The organism is Hoeflea sp. EC-HK425, assembly GCF_902498795.1.
GTDB classification, from domain to species: domain Bacteria; phylum Pseudomonadota; class Alphaproteobacteria; order Rhizobiales; family Rhizobiaceae; genus Hoeflea; species Hoeflea alexandrii.
This window is the reverse complement of the sequence record NZ_LR701572.1, coordinates 437,230-450,181: the sequence shown is the minus strand read 5'-3', so window position 1 is coordinate 450,181 and position 12,952 is coordinate 437,230. Positions and strand designations below refer to the sequence as shown.

The 12,952-nt window shown below is 62.7% G+C and carries 12 protein-coding genes; 6 read left to right on the top strand and 6 right to left on the bottom strand.

Annotation, left to right across the window (positions count from 1 at the left end; translation table 11 throughout):
* The gene (locus tag SPHINGO391_RS05025; RefSeq protein WP_152007800.1) at positions 1-252 is read left to right on the top strand and encodes a hypothetical protein; all 252 of its coding nucleotides are present in this window, start codon (positions 1-3) and stop codon (positions 250-252) included.
* A 59-nt stretch (positions 253-311) separates the two neighbouring features.
* Here SPHINGO391_RS05025 and dnaG read toward each other — a convergent pair whose 3' ends face one another.
* The gene (dnaG, locus tag SPHINGO391_RS05020) at positions 312-2,333 is read right to left on the bottom strand and encodes a DNA primase (protein WP_152007799.1); all 2,022 of its coding nucleotides are present in this window, start codon (positions 2,331-2,333) and stop codon (positions 312-314) included.
* A gap of 356 nt (positions 2,334-2,689) precedes the next feature.
* Between dnaG and SPHINGO391_RS05015 the strand changes: the two genes are divergently transcribed.
* Positions 2,690-4,501 carry a bifunctional diguanylate cyclase/phosphodiesterase gene (locus SPHINGO391_RS05015; protein WP_152007798.1) on the top strand — a complete coding sequence of 604 codons (1,812 nt, stop codon included), beginning with the start codon at positions 2,690-2,692 and terminating at the stop codon, positions 4,499-4,501.
* Between the two features lie 22 nt (positions 4,502-4,523).
* Here the strand turns inward: SPHINGO391_RS05015 and SPHINGO391_RS05010 are convergent, their stop codons facing one another.
* The 3 genes from SPHINGO391_RS05010 to SPHINGO391_RS05000 form a co-directional block, all read right to left on the bottom strand.
* The gene (locus SPHINGO391_RS05010) at positions 4,524-5,264 is read right to left on the bottom strand and encodes a LuxR family transcriptional regulator (protein ID WP_152007797.1); all 741 of its coding nucleotides are present in this window, start codon (positions 5,262-5,264) and stop codon (positions 4,524-4,526) included.
* Complete coding sequence (locus SPHINGO391_RS05005; protein WP_152007796.1) at positions 5,261-5,731, bottom strand: PAS domain-containing protein; 471 nt, start codon at positions 5,729-5,731, stop codon at positions 5,261-5,263. The genes SPHINGO391_RS05010 and SPHINGO391_RS05005 overlap by 4 nt, the downstream gene beginning before the upstream one ends.
* Before the next feature lie 292 nt (positions 5,732-6,023).
* On the bottom strand, positions 6,024-6,473 hold the full coding sequence (locus SPHINGO391_RS05000) for a GatB/YqeY domain-containing protein (protein ID WP_152011433.1): 450 nt from the start codon (positions 6,471-6,473) through the stop codon (positions 6,024-6,026).
* Positions 6,474-6,780: 307 nt separating this feature from the next.
* On the opposite strand from SPHINGO391_RS05000, the gene carA reads away from it, so the two are divergent.
* Positions 6,781-7,977, top strand: a complete 1,197-nt coding sequence (gene carA / locus SPHINGO391_RS04995; RefSeq protein ID WP_152007795.1) for a glutamine-hydrolyzing carbamoyl-phosphate synthase small subunit — start codon at positions 6,781-6,783, stop codon at positions 7,975-7,977.
* Between the two features lie 110 nt (positions 7,978-8,087).
* On the top strand, positions 8,088-8,504 hold the full coding sequence (locus tag SPHINGO391_RS04990) for a VOC family protein (protein ID WP_152007794.1): 417 nt from the start codon (positions 8,088-8,090) through the stop codon (positions 8,502-8,504).
* Positions 8,505-8,597: 93 nt separating this feature from the next.
* Here the strand turns inward: SPHINGO391_RS04990 and SPHINGO391_RS04985 are convergent, their stop codons facing one another.
* Positions 8,598-9,023, bottom strand: a complete 426-nt coding sequence (locus SPHINGO391_RS04985) for a hypothetical protein (RefSeq protein WP_152007793.1) — start codon at positions 9,021-9,023, stop codon at positions 8,598-8,600.
* A 153-nt stretch (positions 9,024-9,176) separates the two neighbouring features.
* On the opposite strand from SPHINGO391_RS04985, the gene SPHINGO391_RS04980 reads away from it, so the two are divergent.
* The gene (locus SPHINGO391_RS04980; protein WP_152007792.1) at positions 9,177-9,983 is read left to right on the top strand and encodes a helix-turn-helix transcriptional regulator; all 807 of its coding nucleotides are present in this window, start codon (positions 9,177-9,179) and stop codon (positions 9,981-9,983) included.
* On the opposite strand, the gene SPHINGO391_RS04975 is transcribed toward SPHINGO391_RS04980, so the two are convergent.
* Positions 9,980-11,368: an MATE family efflux transporter gene (locus tag SPHINGO391_RS04975; protein WP_152007791.1), complete on the bottom strand. Its 1,389-nt coding sequence runs from the start codon at positions 11,366-11,368 to the stop codon at positions 9,980-9,982. The two genes, SPHINGO391_RS04980 and SPHINGO391_RS04975, sit on opposite strands and share 4 nt — an antisense overlap.
* 200 nt (positions 11,369-11,568) lie before the next feature.
* Between SPHINGO391_RS04975 and SPHINGO391_RS04970 the strand changes: the two genes are divergently transcribed.
* Complete coding sequence (locus SPHINGO391_RS04970; RefSeq protein ID WP_152007790.1) at positions 11,569-12,891, top strand: mechanosensitive ion channel domain-containing protein; 1,323 nt, start codon at positions 11,569-11,571, stop codon at positions 12,889-12,891.
* Positions 12,892-12,952: the final 61 nt, after the last annotated feature.

The following is a 12,952-nucleotide window of genomic DNA, read 5'->3' as shown; positions in this document are numbered from 1 at the left end:
ATGCTTAATTCCCCATTAACCATGCCGATCATTGAACTCTTCGGTCGTTGGCTCTGCGGTCATCCGAACCCCGGAAAGCAGGACGTCATCGCACGCCGCCCGGCGCGCATGTTCCCGCGTGTTTTTGATCCAACAGGTGATTCCCACAAAAAACCTATCCGTCAAGGCTTTACGGGCAAAAAGCGCCTGGATCCGGCGATTAACGCCATTTTGCCTGCATTTTCGGTTTCACCGCCGGATAACCCTATTTAGGAGCCCGGTTTGATTCCACAAGTGCGCCGGAAACGAATTGCGACAGACCGGCCCGGGGGTCAGCCGCCGCGCGCACCCTTGACCCGGCCTGAAAGAACACCGAAGCCGTCGATGATGGCTTCCTGGTTCTCGAGCCGCGCCACCTCCAGCTGGACTTCCTGCAGCGCCAGCATCAGGCCGGGGATGGCATCCCCGTCGCCAGCTTCCGTGGCCTCTGCAATATCGCGCTGCAGCTCCGCCTTCTGCCATTTGAGCGCACGGGTGCGCTTGTGCAGCGCCAGCGCCTGCTGATAGCCCTCGCGCGCATCCTCGGCCGCGGCCTCCACCGTCGCCGTCCAGATCCGCGCATTGCGGATCTGTGCTTCGAGCCGGGCAATGAACTCGGCCTGCCCCCCGGCTTCAAGCGCCTCAAACAGCCGCTCGCGGTCAAACCGGCCGCCGACCGAGGCCGCGTCAAGCATCACCTGCCAGACCCGCATCAGGTTCTTGTCGTCAAATTCGAGCGCCGCCAGTTCATCAAACTCGTCGTGCAGCATCTGCGGGTGGTTGGCGACCGTCATCACCAGCACCGTTTCGCGCAGCGACGGCATCGCGCCATGGCCGCGCACCAGACCCGATTGCGTCAGCCGCTCGGAAACCGCCACGGTGCGGCCCGACTGCAGGCCGCCGCCACGCCCCTCGCCCGGTCGCCCGCCGCCGCCATAGGATCCGCCGCCACGCCCGTAGGATCCACCGCCGCTTCGGCCGTAAGACCCGCCGCCGGCCTTGCCCGGCTCGCGATTGCCATAGCCCGTCCCGCCGCCGAAGAAGGCCCGCATCCGGTCGCGCATGTCCTGCTGGTAGTGGCGGCGCAGACTTTCATCGGCGATCTGCCCCGTGGTCTGCCTGAGTTTCGCCTCGAGCTCGGCCCGGCTCTCCGGTGTCTCGAACACGCCGCTGCCGGCTTCGCGCGACCAGACCACATCGGCCAGTGGCCGCGCCGAGCCAATCACCTGGTCAAAGGGTTCGCGCCCGTCATCACGGACAAGGTCGTCGGGATCCTTGCCCGGCGGCAGCACCGCTATCCGAAGCGAGCGGCCCGGCGCGATCAGCGGCAGCGCCAGATCAACCGTCCGGTTAGCCGCCCGTTGTCCGGCCTCGTCGCCGTCGAAGCACAGCACCGGTTGCGGCGTCACCCGCCAGAGCAGCTTGAGCTGGTTTTCACCTAGCGCCGTGCCCAGCGGCGCCACCACATTGTCGATGCCCGCCTGCGCCAGCGCAATGACGTCCATGTAGCCCTCGACCACCACCAGCGTACCGTCCGGTCCGCAGGCGCGGCGGGCGCGGGCATAGTTGTAAAGCACGTTGCCCTTGTGGAAGAGCTCGGTCTCGTTGGAATTGAGATACTTGGCAGGCGCGCCGGGCGAGAGCGCGCGTCCGCCAAAGGCAATGACCCGCTCGCGCGCCGAAAGGATCGGGAACATGATCCGGTCGCGGAAACGGTCATAGGAGACGGCGATCTCGGGCCCGTGCACCACCAGGCCGCAGGCCTCGATCTGCTCCTTGTCGACGCCGCGCGAGGCCAGGTGCTCCTTGAGCGCACTGCGGCTGTCAGGGCCGAAACCGAGGCGGAAGGCGGCGATGGTGCGCCCCGACAGCCCGCGGTCGCGCAAATAGGCCCTCGCCTTGGCGCCCTGTGGTCCCTGCAGCTGGTTTTCAAAGAAAGAGGCCGCCATTTCCATGACATCCTCGAGGCTGGCGCGCTGGCGCTCGCGCCGTGCCTCCTGCGGGTCCTGCACCGGCATCGGAATGCCCGCCATGTCCGCCACCCGCTGCACCGCTTCTGGGAAATTCAGGCTTTCGAGCTCGGTGAGAAACTTGAAATGATCCCCCGAAACGCCGCAGCCGAAACAATGATAGCGGCCCTTGCGGTCCTCGCAGTGAAAACTCGGGGATTTTTCGCCATGGAACGGACAGCAGGCCCACCAGTCACCACGCGAGGTGTTGGTTTTCTTCCGGTCCCACGTCACATGCCTGCCAATCACGTCCGAGATCGGAACGCGTTCGCGGATATCGTCGAGAAAGGACGGTGAAAACCGCAATATCGGGGCGCCTCCGGCGCAAGCAGTGGGTCTGAGTGAAGATCTTGCCTATATAGGCACGCCAGGCACCGCTGGCAAAGGCCTTGGCGCCTCACTCCCCGTTATGCACACCGGTGAGCCACCTGAAGACTTCAATGCCCTTGGCCGGTAAAAAAACACCGATGCCTAAAATTATACGCATATTAGAAAACACCAATAAATAATTTGGTCTTAAATATTCTCCGAGGCAATGAGAAAGAGAACAGCGGTCATGAGCCCGCCCTCCATTGCAGAGCCGCGAGAACCGGCATGTTCAGGGTAACTTCACATGAGTGCGGGCCGGCGGTTTGCCGGATTTGAGCCTCGGGGCGGCGTCTATGGCTTGGAAAGCAGTTCGTTACGGCATCGGTACCAATTCCCTGGGGTTCAGGCTGACGGCGATCTATATCGCGCTTGCAGGCATTTGCCTGGCCCTTGCCACCATACCGTTTCTCTCCGAGCACAGCGTATCGGACGTCGCGCTGCACATGAACATGGCGATCGCCGGTCTCATCGGGACAGCGATCCTCATGGCACTTATGAGCCGCCGGCTCACCGGCCCGATCCGCAAGCTGACCGAAGTCGCCAGAAAGGTCGCAGAGGGTCATCTCAATGTGAAGGTGCCGGTCGATTGTTCCTGCGAAATCGGCGAGCTTGGCGCAAGCATGCGCACGATGGTCGCCCGCTTGCAGGCTTCGACGACCGAGATAAGCGAACTGGCCAATCATGACCTTGTCACCGGCCTTCCCAACCGGAACCGGTTGCAGACCCTTCTCGAGCGACAGACCGGCCTCGTCGGCGCCGATGGCGCCCCGGCGAGCGGTTCGGTGTTTTTCATCGATGTTCTTGAGCTCCGCAAGGTCAACGACCGGTTCGGCCACGAGACATCCGACCAACTTCTCAAGACAATCGCCAGCCTGCTCGTCGCGGCCTCGCCCTGCAAAAGCCATGGTGACAACCTGCGCAGTTCAAGCAGCGAGGACGACGCCCTCCGCGAACCGGTCCTCGCGCGGTTCGGAGGAACCGAACTCGTGCTGTCCGTTCCGGATCTCACTGACCCGGACGGGATCGCCTCGGTGGCGAGGCGGCTGCACGCCGCACTGGCCGGCGGTGTCAAGGTCGGCGGACGGCAGTTCCATCCTTCCATCGCGATCGGCATAGCCCGATACCCGCAGGATTCGGCCTCGGCCATCAAGGTCAAACAATACGCAGCACTTGCCTGCAACAATTCGATCGCGCTGCAGGAAACAGAGAGAACCGTCCTGTTCCAAAGCTGGATGATCGAGGTGATCAAGTCGCGCGAAACCATGGAGCGCGATCTTCGCACCGCCATAGCCGATGGCCACTTCGAGGTCTATTACCAGCCCAAGGTCAGCGCTCATGACTGGACCGTTACAGGCGTCGAGGCGTTGGTCCGGCTCAACCACCCGGAGCGCGGCCTGGTGGGTCCCGGCGATTTCATTGAGATCGCCGAAATGACCGGGCTTATCTACGATATCGGCCTGATCGTGCTGGAGGAATCCATTTGCCAGTGCGCCGAATGGCACCGCGCCGGCCAGTCGACCGAAGTCTCGATCAATGTCTCAATCGAGCAATTCAGGAATACCGAATTCTCGAACCTGGTCATCTCTATTCTCAACGAACATGAATGCCCCGCCGATCTCGTCACCATCGAGATCACCGAAACCATCGCTCACACCAACATTGTCAGTGTCTCCGACCATATCAAGGTGCTGAGGGCGGTTGGCGTCCGCATCGCGATTGATGATTTCGGGACCGGATACTCGAACCTTGCACAACTCACCGGCCTGAAGTTCGACATTCTGAAAGTCGACCGCTCCTTCGTTTCCGGCATCGACAGCGAGGGCAAGGCGCGGGAAGTGTCCAGAGCCATCATCCAGCTCGGCAAGAATCTCGGATGCCGGGTCGTGGTCGAGGGTACCGAAACACCGGGACAAGTGGCCGCGGCGGCGCAGCTCGGATGCGATGAGATCCAGGGATTCTTCTTCTCAAAGCCGATGAAACGCAGCGACTTCGACACCTGGAAACAGCTTCGGGCCAGCAATCCGGTACGCAATGCACTGGACAGCATCGTCGCCGGCGGCCTTACCAAGATCATCCCGCCGCAAGGCAGGCTGACCGCGGGTTAGAGAATGGCCAACCCGGCCGGCCCTACTTGAACAACCCGAGCCGGATCGCGTAGACCACGGCCTGCGTCCGGTTGGAGCAGCCAAGCTTCTTGGTCGCAATCGTCGCGTAGTGATTGACCGTATGTTCCGACAGCCCGGTGATGCGGGCGATCTCGGGACTGGTCTTGCCCTCGGCAGTCCATTTCAGGATTTCGACTTCCCGGTCATTGAGAACCGATTTCGCCGCATGATCGGCAACGCTGATCTTGGAAATCTGCTCAACCAGCATGGTCGCAAACAGCGACAGCGTCGACAGCTCCTCTGCAGAAGGAGAATCACGGTCGCCCATGAAGGACACCGCGTGACGCAGGCCGTGATTGTCGTGAACCGGAAAGTACACGCCCATGGTCAGGTCAAAACGGCCGAACAGCTCGTTGGCGTTCTGCGGTTCCTCTCCGGGGCGGTTGCTGTTGACATCCGCAACCTCGAACACGAGCGGCGTAATCCGCTTGCGCAACTGGTCCAGAATCGGGCTGTTCCTGGCGAGGCCCAGCCGGTCGTAACCGGCGATCAGCTCCGGCGGCCAGCTTGAAATCGTCGCCATGCTGGCAATCGAGCTGTCATCACCTGAGACAGCCGAGGGCAACGTGATCACAGAAAAATAGCGAAACCCGTAACTCAGGCAAACCTTGCGCAACACCTGCATGGCATCGAAGATGGTGCGGATATCCTTGATGACGCCGAAGGGTTGGGCTGCATAAGCCGGGCTCTGAAAGAGAGTCACGGCGCCTCCCCTTCCAGTACCACCGCCCGCACCATATCCTGGTACTCATGGCAGTATCCGATCAATTCGCCGTCATTGTCAGCCCTGTATCGGCCCGCCACGGCAATCAGTCGATAAGATCCGGAGCCCCCCTTCACCCTCATGACGAATCGGAAGCCGTTGCGCCGGGTTGTCGCCGATTCCAGCAATGCCTCAATCACTGCCACATCCTCCGGATGATAGCAGGTCAGTATCTTTACCAGGCTGACCGACCCGTTGGTGGCCTCCATGCCATGGATACGCGCCGCATCCTCGGACCAGAACACCAGCCCCGTCGCGATATCCAGCCGCCAGATCCCCAAAGGCACAATGGAACCAAGCAGATCCACAACTTCGCCGCTGGTGACGCCGACGTGCTCCCAGCACTGTTCCGGAAACCGGCGATGAACCTGGTCGAAATGAATTTGCGAGGCGGTATTGAGCATCATGAGTTGTCCTATCCGCGGATCGAATCCGCGCTTTAGCGCGAATCATCTCACCGCCGTATCTCATCGGTTACAGGCGAGGGTTGCGTTGGGATACTCCCAGAATTTAGGGTATTAGACCACCGCGAAATGGTTGTGTACCCGACGCCCGGTCGCCGAAGATACCACCGCAGATTAGGGTGCCCACCCGGACACGCAAGAGATACTTTTCACTTGCAACCCGGTGCCTGATTCCAGTGGCCCGCGGCTCCGCCCGGCCGCAGCGCACTGCATTCCCGGGCGAACTCCCGACAAGCTACTGCAGAAGACCCTTGACCATACCGCAAGCCTTGGAAAAATCCATCTGGCCCGGATAGCGCTCTTTCAGCACGTTCATGCACTTGCCCATGTCGCGCAGGCCCGAGGCTCCGGTTTCCGAAACCACGGACTTGCACAACTCGCGCACTTCCTCCTCCGGCAGCTGCTGCGGCAGGAACTGACGGATGATGGCAATTTCGTCCCGCTCCTGCTGGGCAAGCTCGAGACGTGCATTTTCTTCATAGATCGCAGCCGATTCCTCGCGCTGCTTGATCATCTTGGTCAGGATCTGAAGGATATCATCGTCACTGACGGGATCCTTGCCGGCACCGCGATTGGCGATGTCACGATCCTTTATGGCAGCCTGAATCAGCCGCAATGTCGACATGCGGCGCGAATCCTTGGCGCGGATGGCATCCTTGAGCGTTTCGCTAAAACGTTCACGCATCATCTAACTATCTCCGGCAGTTCCTTCTCGACCCTTTCGGGGCTGCATATGCAGGAGCAGAGGATTACCCCTTTGGCTGCATCCTGTTCAAGCGATTTATTGACAAGGACACAGGACTGTCCTGATTGACCGCAGCCTGCACCTTCTCTATTTACCGGCACTTGAAAGACCGGACCAAGATCCATCCATCGCGAGAACTGCTGACCGCTGGTGGCTTCCGGATGTCTTAAATGGCGATGCCCCGACCAGAGATCAAGGGGCCTCAGCCCGGTGTGACGCCGGCTACTCAGCTGTGAACGGAGTTGACATGACCACGAGCCCCTGGACTGAAAAAAAGCCGACCGCCGTCCTGGTCTTTGCTGACGGAACGGTTATCCGCGGCCATGGTGTCGGCGCCACCGGCCAGGCCCGTGCCGAGGTCTGCTTCAACACGGCGCTGACCGGCTACCAGGAAATCCTCACCGACCCCTCTTACCTGGGCCAGATCGTCACCTTCACCTTTCCCCACATCGGCAATATCGGCGCCAATGCGGAGGATATCGAGGACCTCACCCCCGCAGCCCATATCGGCGCGGTCGGCGTGATCCTGAAGGCCGACATCACCGAGCCGTCGAATTACCGCTCGGCGGAGCATTTCGACGCCTGGCTCAAGGCCCGCGGCATCGTCGGGCTGTCGGGCGTCGATACCCGTGCATTGACCGCCTGGATCCGCGAGAACGGCGCCCCGAATGCGGTCATCGCCCACGACCCTTCCGGCGAGTTCGACATTGAGGCGCTGACCGCAAAGGCCGCCGAATGGAGCGGTCTCGAAGGCCTGGACCTTGCCAGGGACGCCACCTCCGGCCAGTCCTCGACTTGGACCCAGGCCCCCTGGGTGTGGAACGAAGGCTTTGCCGAAACCGGCGAACCGGTGGCCCACATCGTCGCCATCGACTATGGCGTCAAGCGCAACATCCTGCGGCTGTTCTCGGGCCTTGGCTGCAAGGTCACGGTGGTTCCGGCCAGCATGAGCGCCGAGGACATTCTCGCCATGGCGCCCGACGGGGTTTTCCTGTCGAACGGCCCCGGCGACCCGGCAGCGACCGGCGAGTACGCCGTGCCCGTGATCCGCAAGCTGATCGAAAGCGGCATTCCGATCTTCGGCATCTGCCTGGGCCACCAGATCCTGGCGCTGGCGCTCGGCGGCACCACGGTCAAGATGCACCAGGGCCATCACGGCGCCAATCACCCGGTCAAGGACCACACCACCGGCAAGGTCGAGATCGTGTCGATGAACCACGGCTTCGCGGTCGATGCCAAGAGCTTGCCCGAAGGTGTAGAGGAGACCCATGTCTCGCTGTTCGACGGCTCCAACTGCGGTCTGCGGCTGGTCGGCAAGCCGGTGTTCTCGGTCCAGCACCACCCGGAAGCCTCGCCCGGCCCGCAGGACAGCCACTACCTGTTCCGCCGCTTCATGAACATGGTCGGTGAACGCAAGGGCCTGCCCGCACTCGCCGAGCGGTGAAATCCGAAGGCCGGCATCTGGCTGGAGCGGCATGCAAATTCCCGGTCCCGGCAAGGTCGGGATGACGGAGTGAAACCGGCCCCGGCGGTCATGATACACGGAGAAGCGCGATGATTGGCTACGTCACGGTCGGTGTTGATGATCTCGCGCTTGCCGAAAGCTTCTATTCGGCATTCCTGCCGGGTCTTGGCTACAGTCTCGACGTCTCCTCTGAAGGCCTGAGCTATTCGATCGCCGTCACCCCTGACCAAGGGTATCAACCGCCCGATTTCTACGTCAAACCGCCCTTTGACGGGCAGCCCGCATCCACCGGCAACGGCGCCATGGTGGCTTTCGAGGTGCCGACCCAGGCGATGGTCCGCAAGCTTCACGCGGCAGCCCTTGCTTCCGGCGGGCGAAACGAAGGCGCGCCCGGTTTTCGGGCCGCCTACAGCGCGCATTTCTATGTCGGCTATCTCCGCGATCCCCAGGGCAACAAGATCGCATTGTACTGCAGCAGCCGTGACGAGCCCGGACGGCCGGACTGACGGCTGCCGTCAATCAGCCGATTGGCCCGATGCCGACAGACACCGCCGCGACAGGTGAGACCCGCCGCGACGATTGGCCGGAACCTGCAACGCTCAGGCGTGAGCCTGCCGCGGGCGGCGGAACACCAGCAGGAACAGAACCACGAAACTGACATTCGCAACCGCGTTGAGCGGCACGCCAGCTGCAATCGACCCGATCGAATCCACCACGAACCAGGAGTAGAGCCCGGTCATGGTGATCGATCGGACGGCGGCCGGATGCTCGGCCATCAGATGCTCCGCCAGTTTCCACAGCGTTACGCCCCAGCCGACCATGACACCGCCGGAAATCGCCATGAAGACGCGAGTCTCCGGTGCTCCAAGCGTTTGCAATCCGTCGAGCGGCCAGATGATCAGGTCGGCGAGGAACACCACCGGCGCGGCCAGCGGCGGCAAGGCCCCGGCTGCCAGAAGCAGCCCGACGCCGATGACGATACCGGCTGCCGCCTTGAGCCAGGATTGCGTATATGCGATTTCCATGTCGAAACTCCCTTGTTGACCATCCCATGAGAGCTTTACGGCTGACGCTGCGCAATTACCTTGAAGGTAAGTGACAGGCCTTGCCGCCGGTCTATGATGGATCACGGTCAGGCGCCTGAACAAGCGCCGGGCCGGGTGGCGAAGGAGGCGGCAATGACCACGCAATTCGGTGATCTGCTCAGGCACTGGCGTGAGGCGCGAAAGCTGAGCCAGCTTGACCTCGGTCTGAACGCCAATGTCTCGGCCCGGCACATTTCCTTCCTGGAGACCGGCCGCGCCCGCCCCAGCCGCGCCATGGTGCTCAATCTTGGCGGCGTGCTCGACGTGCCGCGCGGCTCCCGCAACGCACTGCTGCATGCAGCCGGATTTGCGCCGAACTATCGCACAAGGGCGATGGACGAGGCCGAAATGGTCCCGATCACCGCGGCGCTCGGCTGGATGCTGGACCGGCACATGCCCTACCCGGCCATGGTGCTCGACCGCCGCTGGACCATCGTCCGGGCCAATGCCATGGCGACGATGATGCTCGGGCAGATGGGGCTTTCCGTCGACGCGAACCTTGTGGAGGCACTGATGGACGAGACCGGGCTGCCGGCACTGATCGAGAACTGGCAGGAGGTGGCCCATCATCTGGTCCACCGCCTGCGCGCCGAAGCGGCCCATCTCGGCGGCGACGCCTGGCTCGGGGAGATGGCAGACAAGCTCGCCGGACGCATTGACACCGCGGTACCGGGAGCGGGCGTCGGCAGCGAGGCCGTCATCCCGACACGCTACCGACTGGGAGAGGTAACGCTGTCCTTCTTCTCGACCATCAGCCAGTTCTCCACCGCGGAGGACATCGCGCTCGCCGACTGGAAGATCGAGCACCTGTTTCCCGCCGATGAAGCGACACGGGACATGGTCGTGGCGCTGGCCCGGGACATGAACCGAAACCCGACGGCGCCTGACCCGCCCGCCTAGGCCTTCGCCACATCCAGATATCGGTCGCGGTTGACGAACCTGAGATTGAGCAGCACCGCTGCCACGCCCAGCCCGATGGCCAGCCCCGCCCAGATGCCGGGGCCGCCATAGCCGAGGCCGAAGCCGAGCCCGTAGGCCGCCGACAGGCCTATCGGCCAGTAGCTGATCACCGCGATTATCATCGGCGTGCGGGTGTCCTTGATGCCGCGCAGCTGACCCGCGGCAATCGCCTGGACCGCGTCGACCAGCTGGAACGCCGCCGCCACCAGCACCAGCGGCACCGCCACCTTCAGCAGTTCCGCCGCATCGGCATTGGCCTCGTCGAGGAACAGGCTGACCAGCGCCTCCGGGAAAACCCAGAACAGCGCGCCGGAGGCAAGCGCGATGACCACCGACAGACCCATCACCGTGTGCGCCGCGCGCGCCAGGCCTTCCATGTCGCCGCGGCCATAGGCCTGGCCGATGCGCACGGTTGCGGCATGCGACAGCCCCAGCGGCACCATGAAGCTGATCGAGGCAAGCTGGATGGCGATGCCGTGGGCGGCAAGCGGCACGGTGCCGAGCCAGCCCATCATCACCGAGGCCGCCATGAACAGCCCGACCTCGGCCAGGATGGTGAAGCCGATCGGCAGTCCGAGCCGGAAGACCTCGAAGAAGGCCGGCCACTCCGGCCGCCAGAAGCGCTGGAACAGCCGGTACTCGAGATGCCTGGGATGCAGCACCGCCCAGCCCGCCATGATCAGGAAGATCACCGTCGAGCTGACCACCGATGCCACCGCCGCGCCGCGCACGCCCATCTCGGGAGCGCCGAAATGGCCGAAGATCAGCGCATAGTTGAGAACGCCGTTGACCAGTGTGCCGATCAGCGCCGACCACAACACGATGCCCGCCCGCGAGCGTGCTGCAAAGAACGAGCGCAGCGCCATCATCATCAGCGCCGGGAACATGGCCCATTGCGCGATCCGGATGTAATCGCTGGCAAGTGCGGCCAGTTCGGGCTTCTGGCCAAGGCCGATCAGCGCCGGTTCGAGAAACCACAGGAACGGCATCACCAGGACCGCGTAGAGCAGCAGGATCCACATCCCCATCCGCACCGAGCGGCGCACATGGGTGGGATCATTTCGGCCCTCGGCCTGCGCCGCCAGCGGCAGGATCGCGCTGGCAAAGCCGGCACCGAAAATGTAGACGACGAAGAAGGCCTGCGAGCCAAGTACGGTGGCGGCCAGTTCCTCAGTGCCGTACCAGCCGAGCATCACCACATCGGTGGTGGCAATCGCGATCTGGGCGATCTGGGTGCCGACCAGCGGCACTCCGAGCGCCAGTGTCGCCCAGATATGAGCGCTCCAGCGCTGCTCTTTCCGCATGTCCGGCGATAATGCGGTCATGAAAAACTCCCAAATCAAAGACCTGCTTATGGTCGGCGGATGTCGTCTTGGCAAGCGGGCAAGCGCCCGAAACACCCCTGACGAAAACGCGGCGGTGAGGCCCGGGAAAGCGACCAGCGAACGGCCCGGCAATCCCACCAGGCGGGGCCGGTATGAACTCGACGCTTCTCATACACGCCGATCGCTCTCATAATGGGGCCATGCAGACCATCGACCTTCCCGCCTTGCTTGACGCCGTGCTCGCCTTCGCCCAGACCGCGAAGGCCTATTTCGGCCTGCCCTGGACCTACTACCAGATCCTGATCATCGGGGGCTGCTACCTCGCGGGATGGCTTGTCTCGCGCAGGGTTGAACCCTGGCTTGATGACTGGGCGCGCACGATCAAGGGTAAACCCGGGCTGCTGCGCCTTCTCATTGCCGTCATGCGCCGGACCAACTGGATCTTCTTCTTGCTATTCCTGGCCGGCGCCCGGCTGGTCACGCTGGAGCTGACCTGGCCGTCCCGCACCTATCTCATGGCATTGGCGCTGGCGCTTGGGTCTGCCTGGCTTGCCATATCGGTGTCGAGCCGGATCATCCAGAACAGGACCATCGCCCGTCTGGTGGCCTTTGCGATCTTTGTCTATGTGGCGCTCGGCATCCTCGAACTGCGCACCGAAACCGCCGATTTTCTGGATCAACTGGCGCTGCAGCTGGGCGATTTGCGTATTTCCGTGCTGTTCGTGTTGCGCACGGTGATCATCACCGCGGGCTTCCTCTGGGTTGCCAACCTGCTTGGCAATTTCTTCGAAAGCCGCATCAGCCAGGTGGAGGATCTCTCACCCTCCTTCAGGGTTCTGGCCGGCAAGGTGGTCAAGATCGGCCTCATCATCGTCGCCGGCATGATGGCGCTTTCCTCCACCGGTATCGACCTGACCGCACTGACGGTCTTTTCAGGTGCCGTCGGCGTCGGCCTCGGCTTCGGCCTCCAGAAAGTCGTGTCCAACTTCATTTCCGGGGTCATCATTCTCATGGACCGGTCGATCAAGCCCGGCGACACCATCGCGCTCGGTGAGACCTTCGGCTGGATCCGGGAACTGCGCGCCCGTTTCGTTTCGGTGATCACCCGCGATGGCCGCGAATATCTCATACCGAACGAGGATTTCATCACCCAGCAGGTGGTCAACTGGTCGTTCTCCGACAAGCTTGTGCGCCTCGATGTGGATTTCGGCGTATCCTATGACAGCGATCCGCACGAGGTCACCCGTCTTGCAATCAGCGCAGCAACTTCGGTTGACCGGGTGCTCTCCACACGGCCGCCGGTCTGCTGGATGACGCAGTTCGGCGCCTCGTCGCTGGATTTCAAACTGCGTTTCTGGATCTCCGACCCGCAGGCGGGCCTGACCAATGTCCGCGGCAAGGTGCTGATCGCGCTCTGGGACATCTTCAAGGAAAACGGCGTCAACATCCCCTTCCCGCACCGCGAGATCATCATGCGTTCGCCGGTGGAGGTGGTCAGCCGCGATGCGCCGGAGGCGGACTGAGAACGCCAGCGGCTTTGTTCAGCCCTGCAGGCCCGGGACAATCAGGGCATCAGCCCCTCAC

What these genes read in the sequence shown, in the direction of transcription:
- SPHINGO391_RS05025 (WP_152007800.1), top strand. Translation starts at nt 1, where the DNA reads ATGCTTAATTCCCCATTAACCATGCCGATCATTGAACTCTTCGGTCGT.
- SPHINGO391_RS05015 (WP_152007798.1), top strand. Translation starts at nt 2,690, where the DNA reads ATGGCTTGGAAAGCAGTTCGTTACGGCATCGGTACCAATTCCCTGGGG.
- SPHINGO391_RS05005 (WP_152007796.1), bottom strand. Translation starts at nt 5,731, where the DNA reads ATGATGCTCAATACCGCCTCGCAAATTCATTTCGACCAGGTTCATCGC.
- SPHINGO391_RS05000 (WP_152011433.1), bottom strand. Translation starts at nt 6,473, where the DNA reads ATGCGTGAACGTTTTAGCGAAACGCTCAAGGATGCCATCCGCGCCAAG.
- carA (WP_152007795.1), top strand. Translation starts at nt 6,781, where the DNA reads ATGACCACGAGCCCCTGGACTGAAAAAAAGCCGACCGCCGTCCTGGTC.
- SPHINGO391_RS04990 (WP_152007794.1), top strand. Translation starts at nt 8,088, where the DNA reads ATGATTGGCTACGTCACGGTCGGTGTTGATGATCTCGCGCTTGCCGAA.
- SPHINGO391_RS04985 (WP_152007793.1), bottom strand. Translation starts at nt 9,023, where the DNA reads ATGGAAATCGCATATACGCAATCCTGGCTCAAGGCGGCAGCCGGTATC.
- SPHINGO391_RS04980 (WP_152007792.1), top strand. Translation starts at nt 9,177, where the DNA reads ATGACCACGCAATTCGGTGATCTGCTCAGGCACTGGCGTGAGGCGCGA.
- SPHINGO391_RS04975 (WP_152007791.1), bottom strand. Translation starts at nt 11,368, where the DNA reads ATGACCGCATTATCGCCGGACATGCGGAAAGAGCAGCGCTGGAGCGCT.
- SPHINGO391_RS04970 (WP_152007790.1), top strand. Translation starts at nt 11,569, where the DNA reads ATGCAGACCATCGACCTTCCCGCCTTGCTTGACGCCGTGCTCGCCTTC.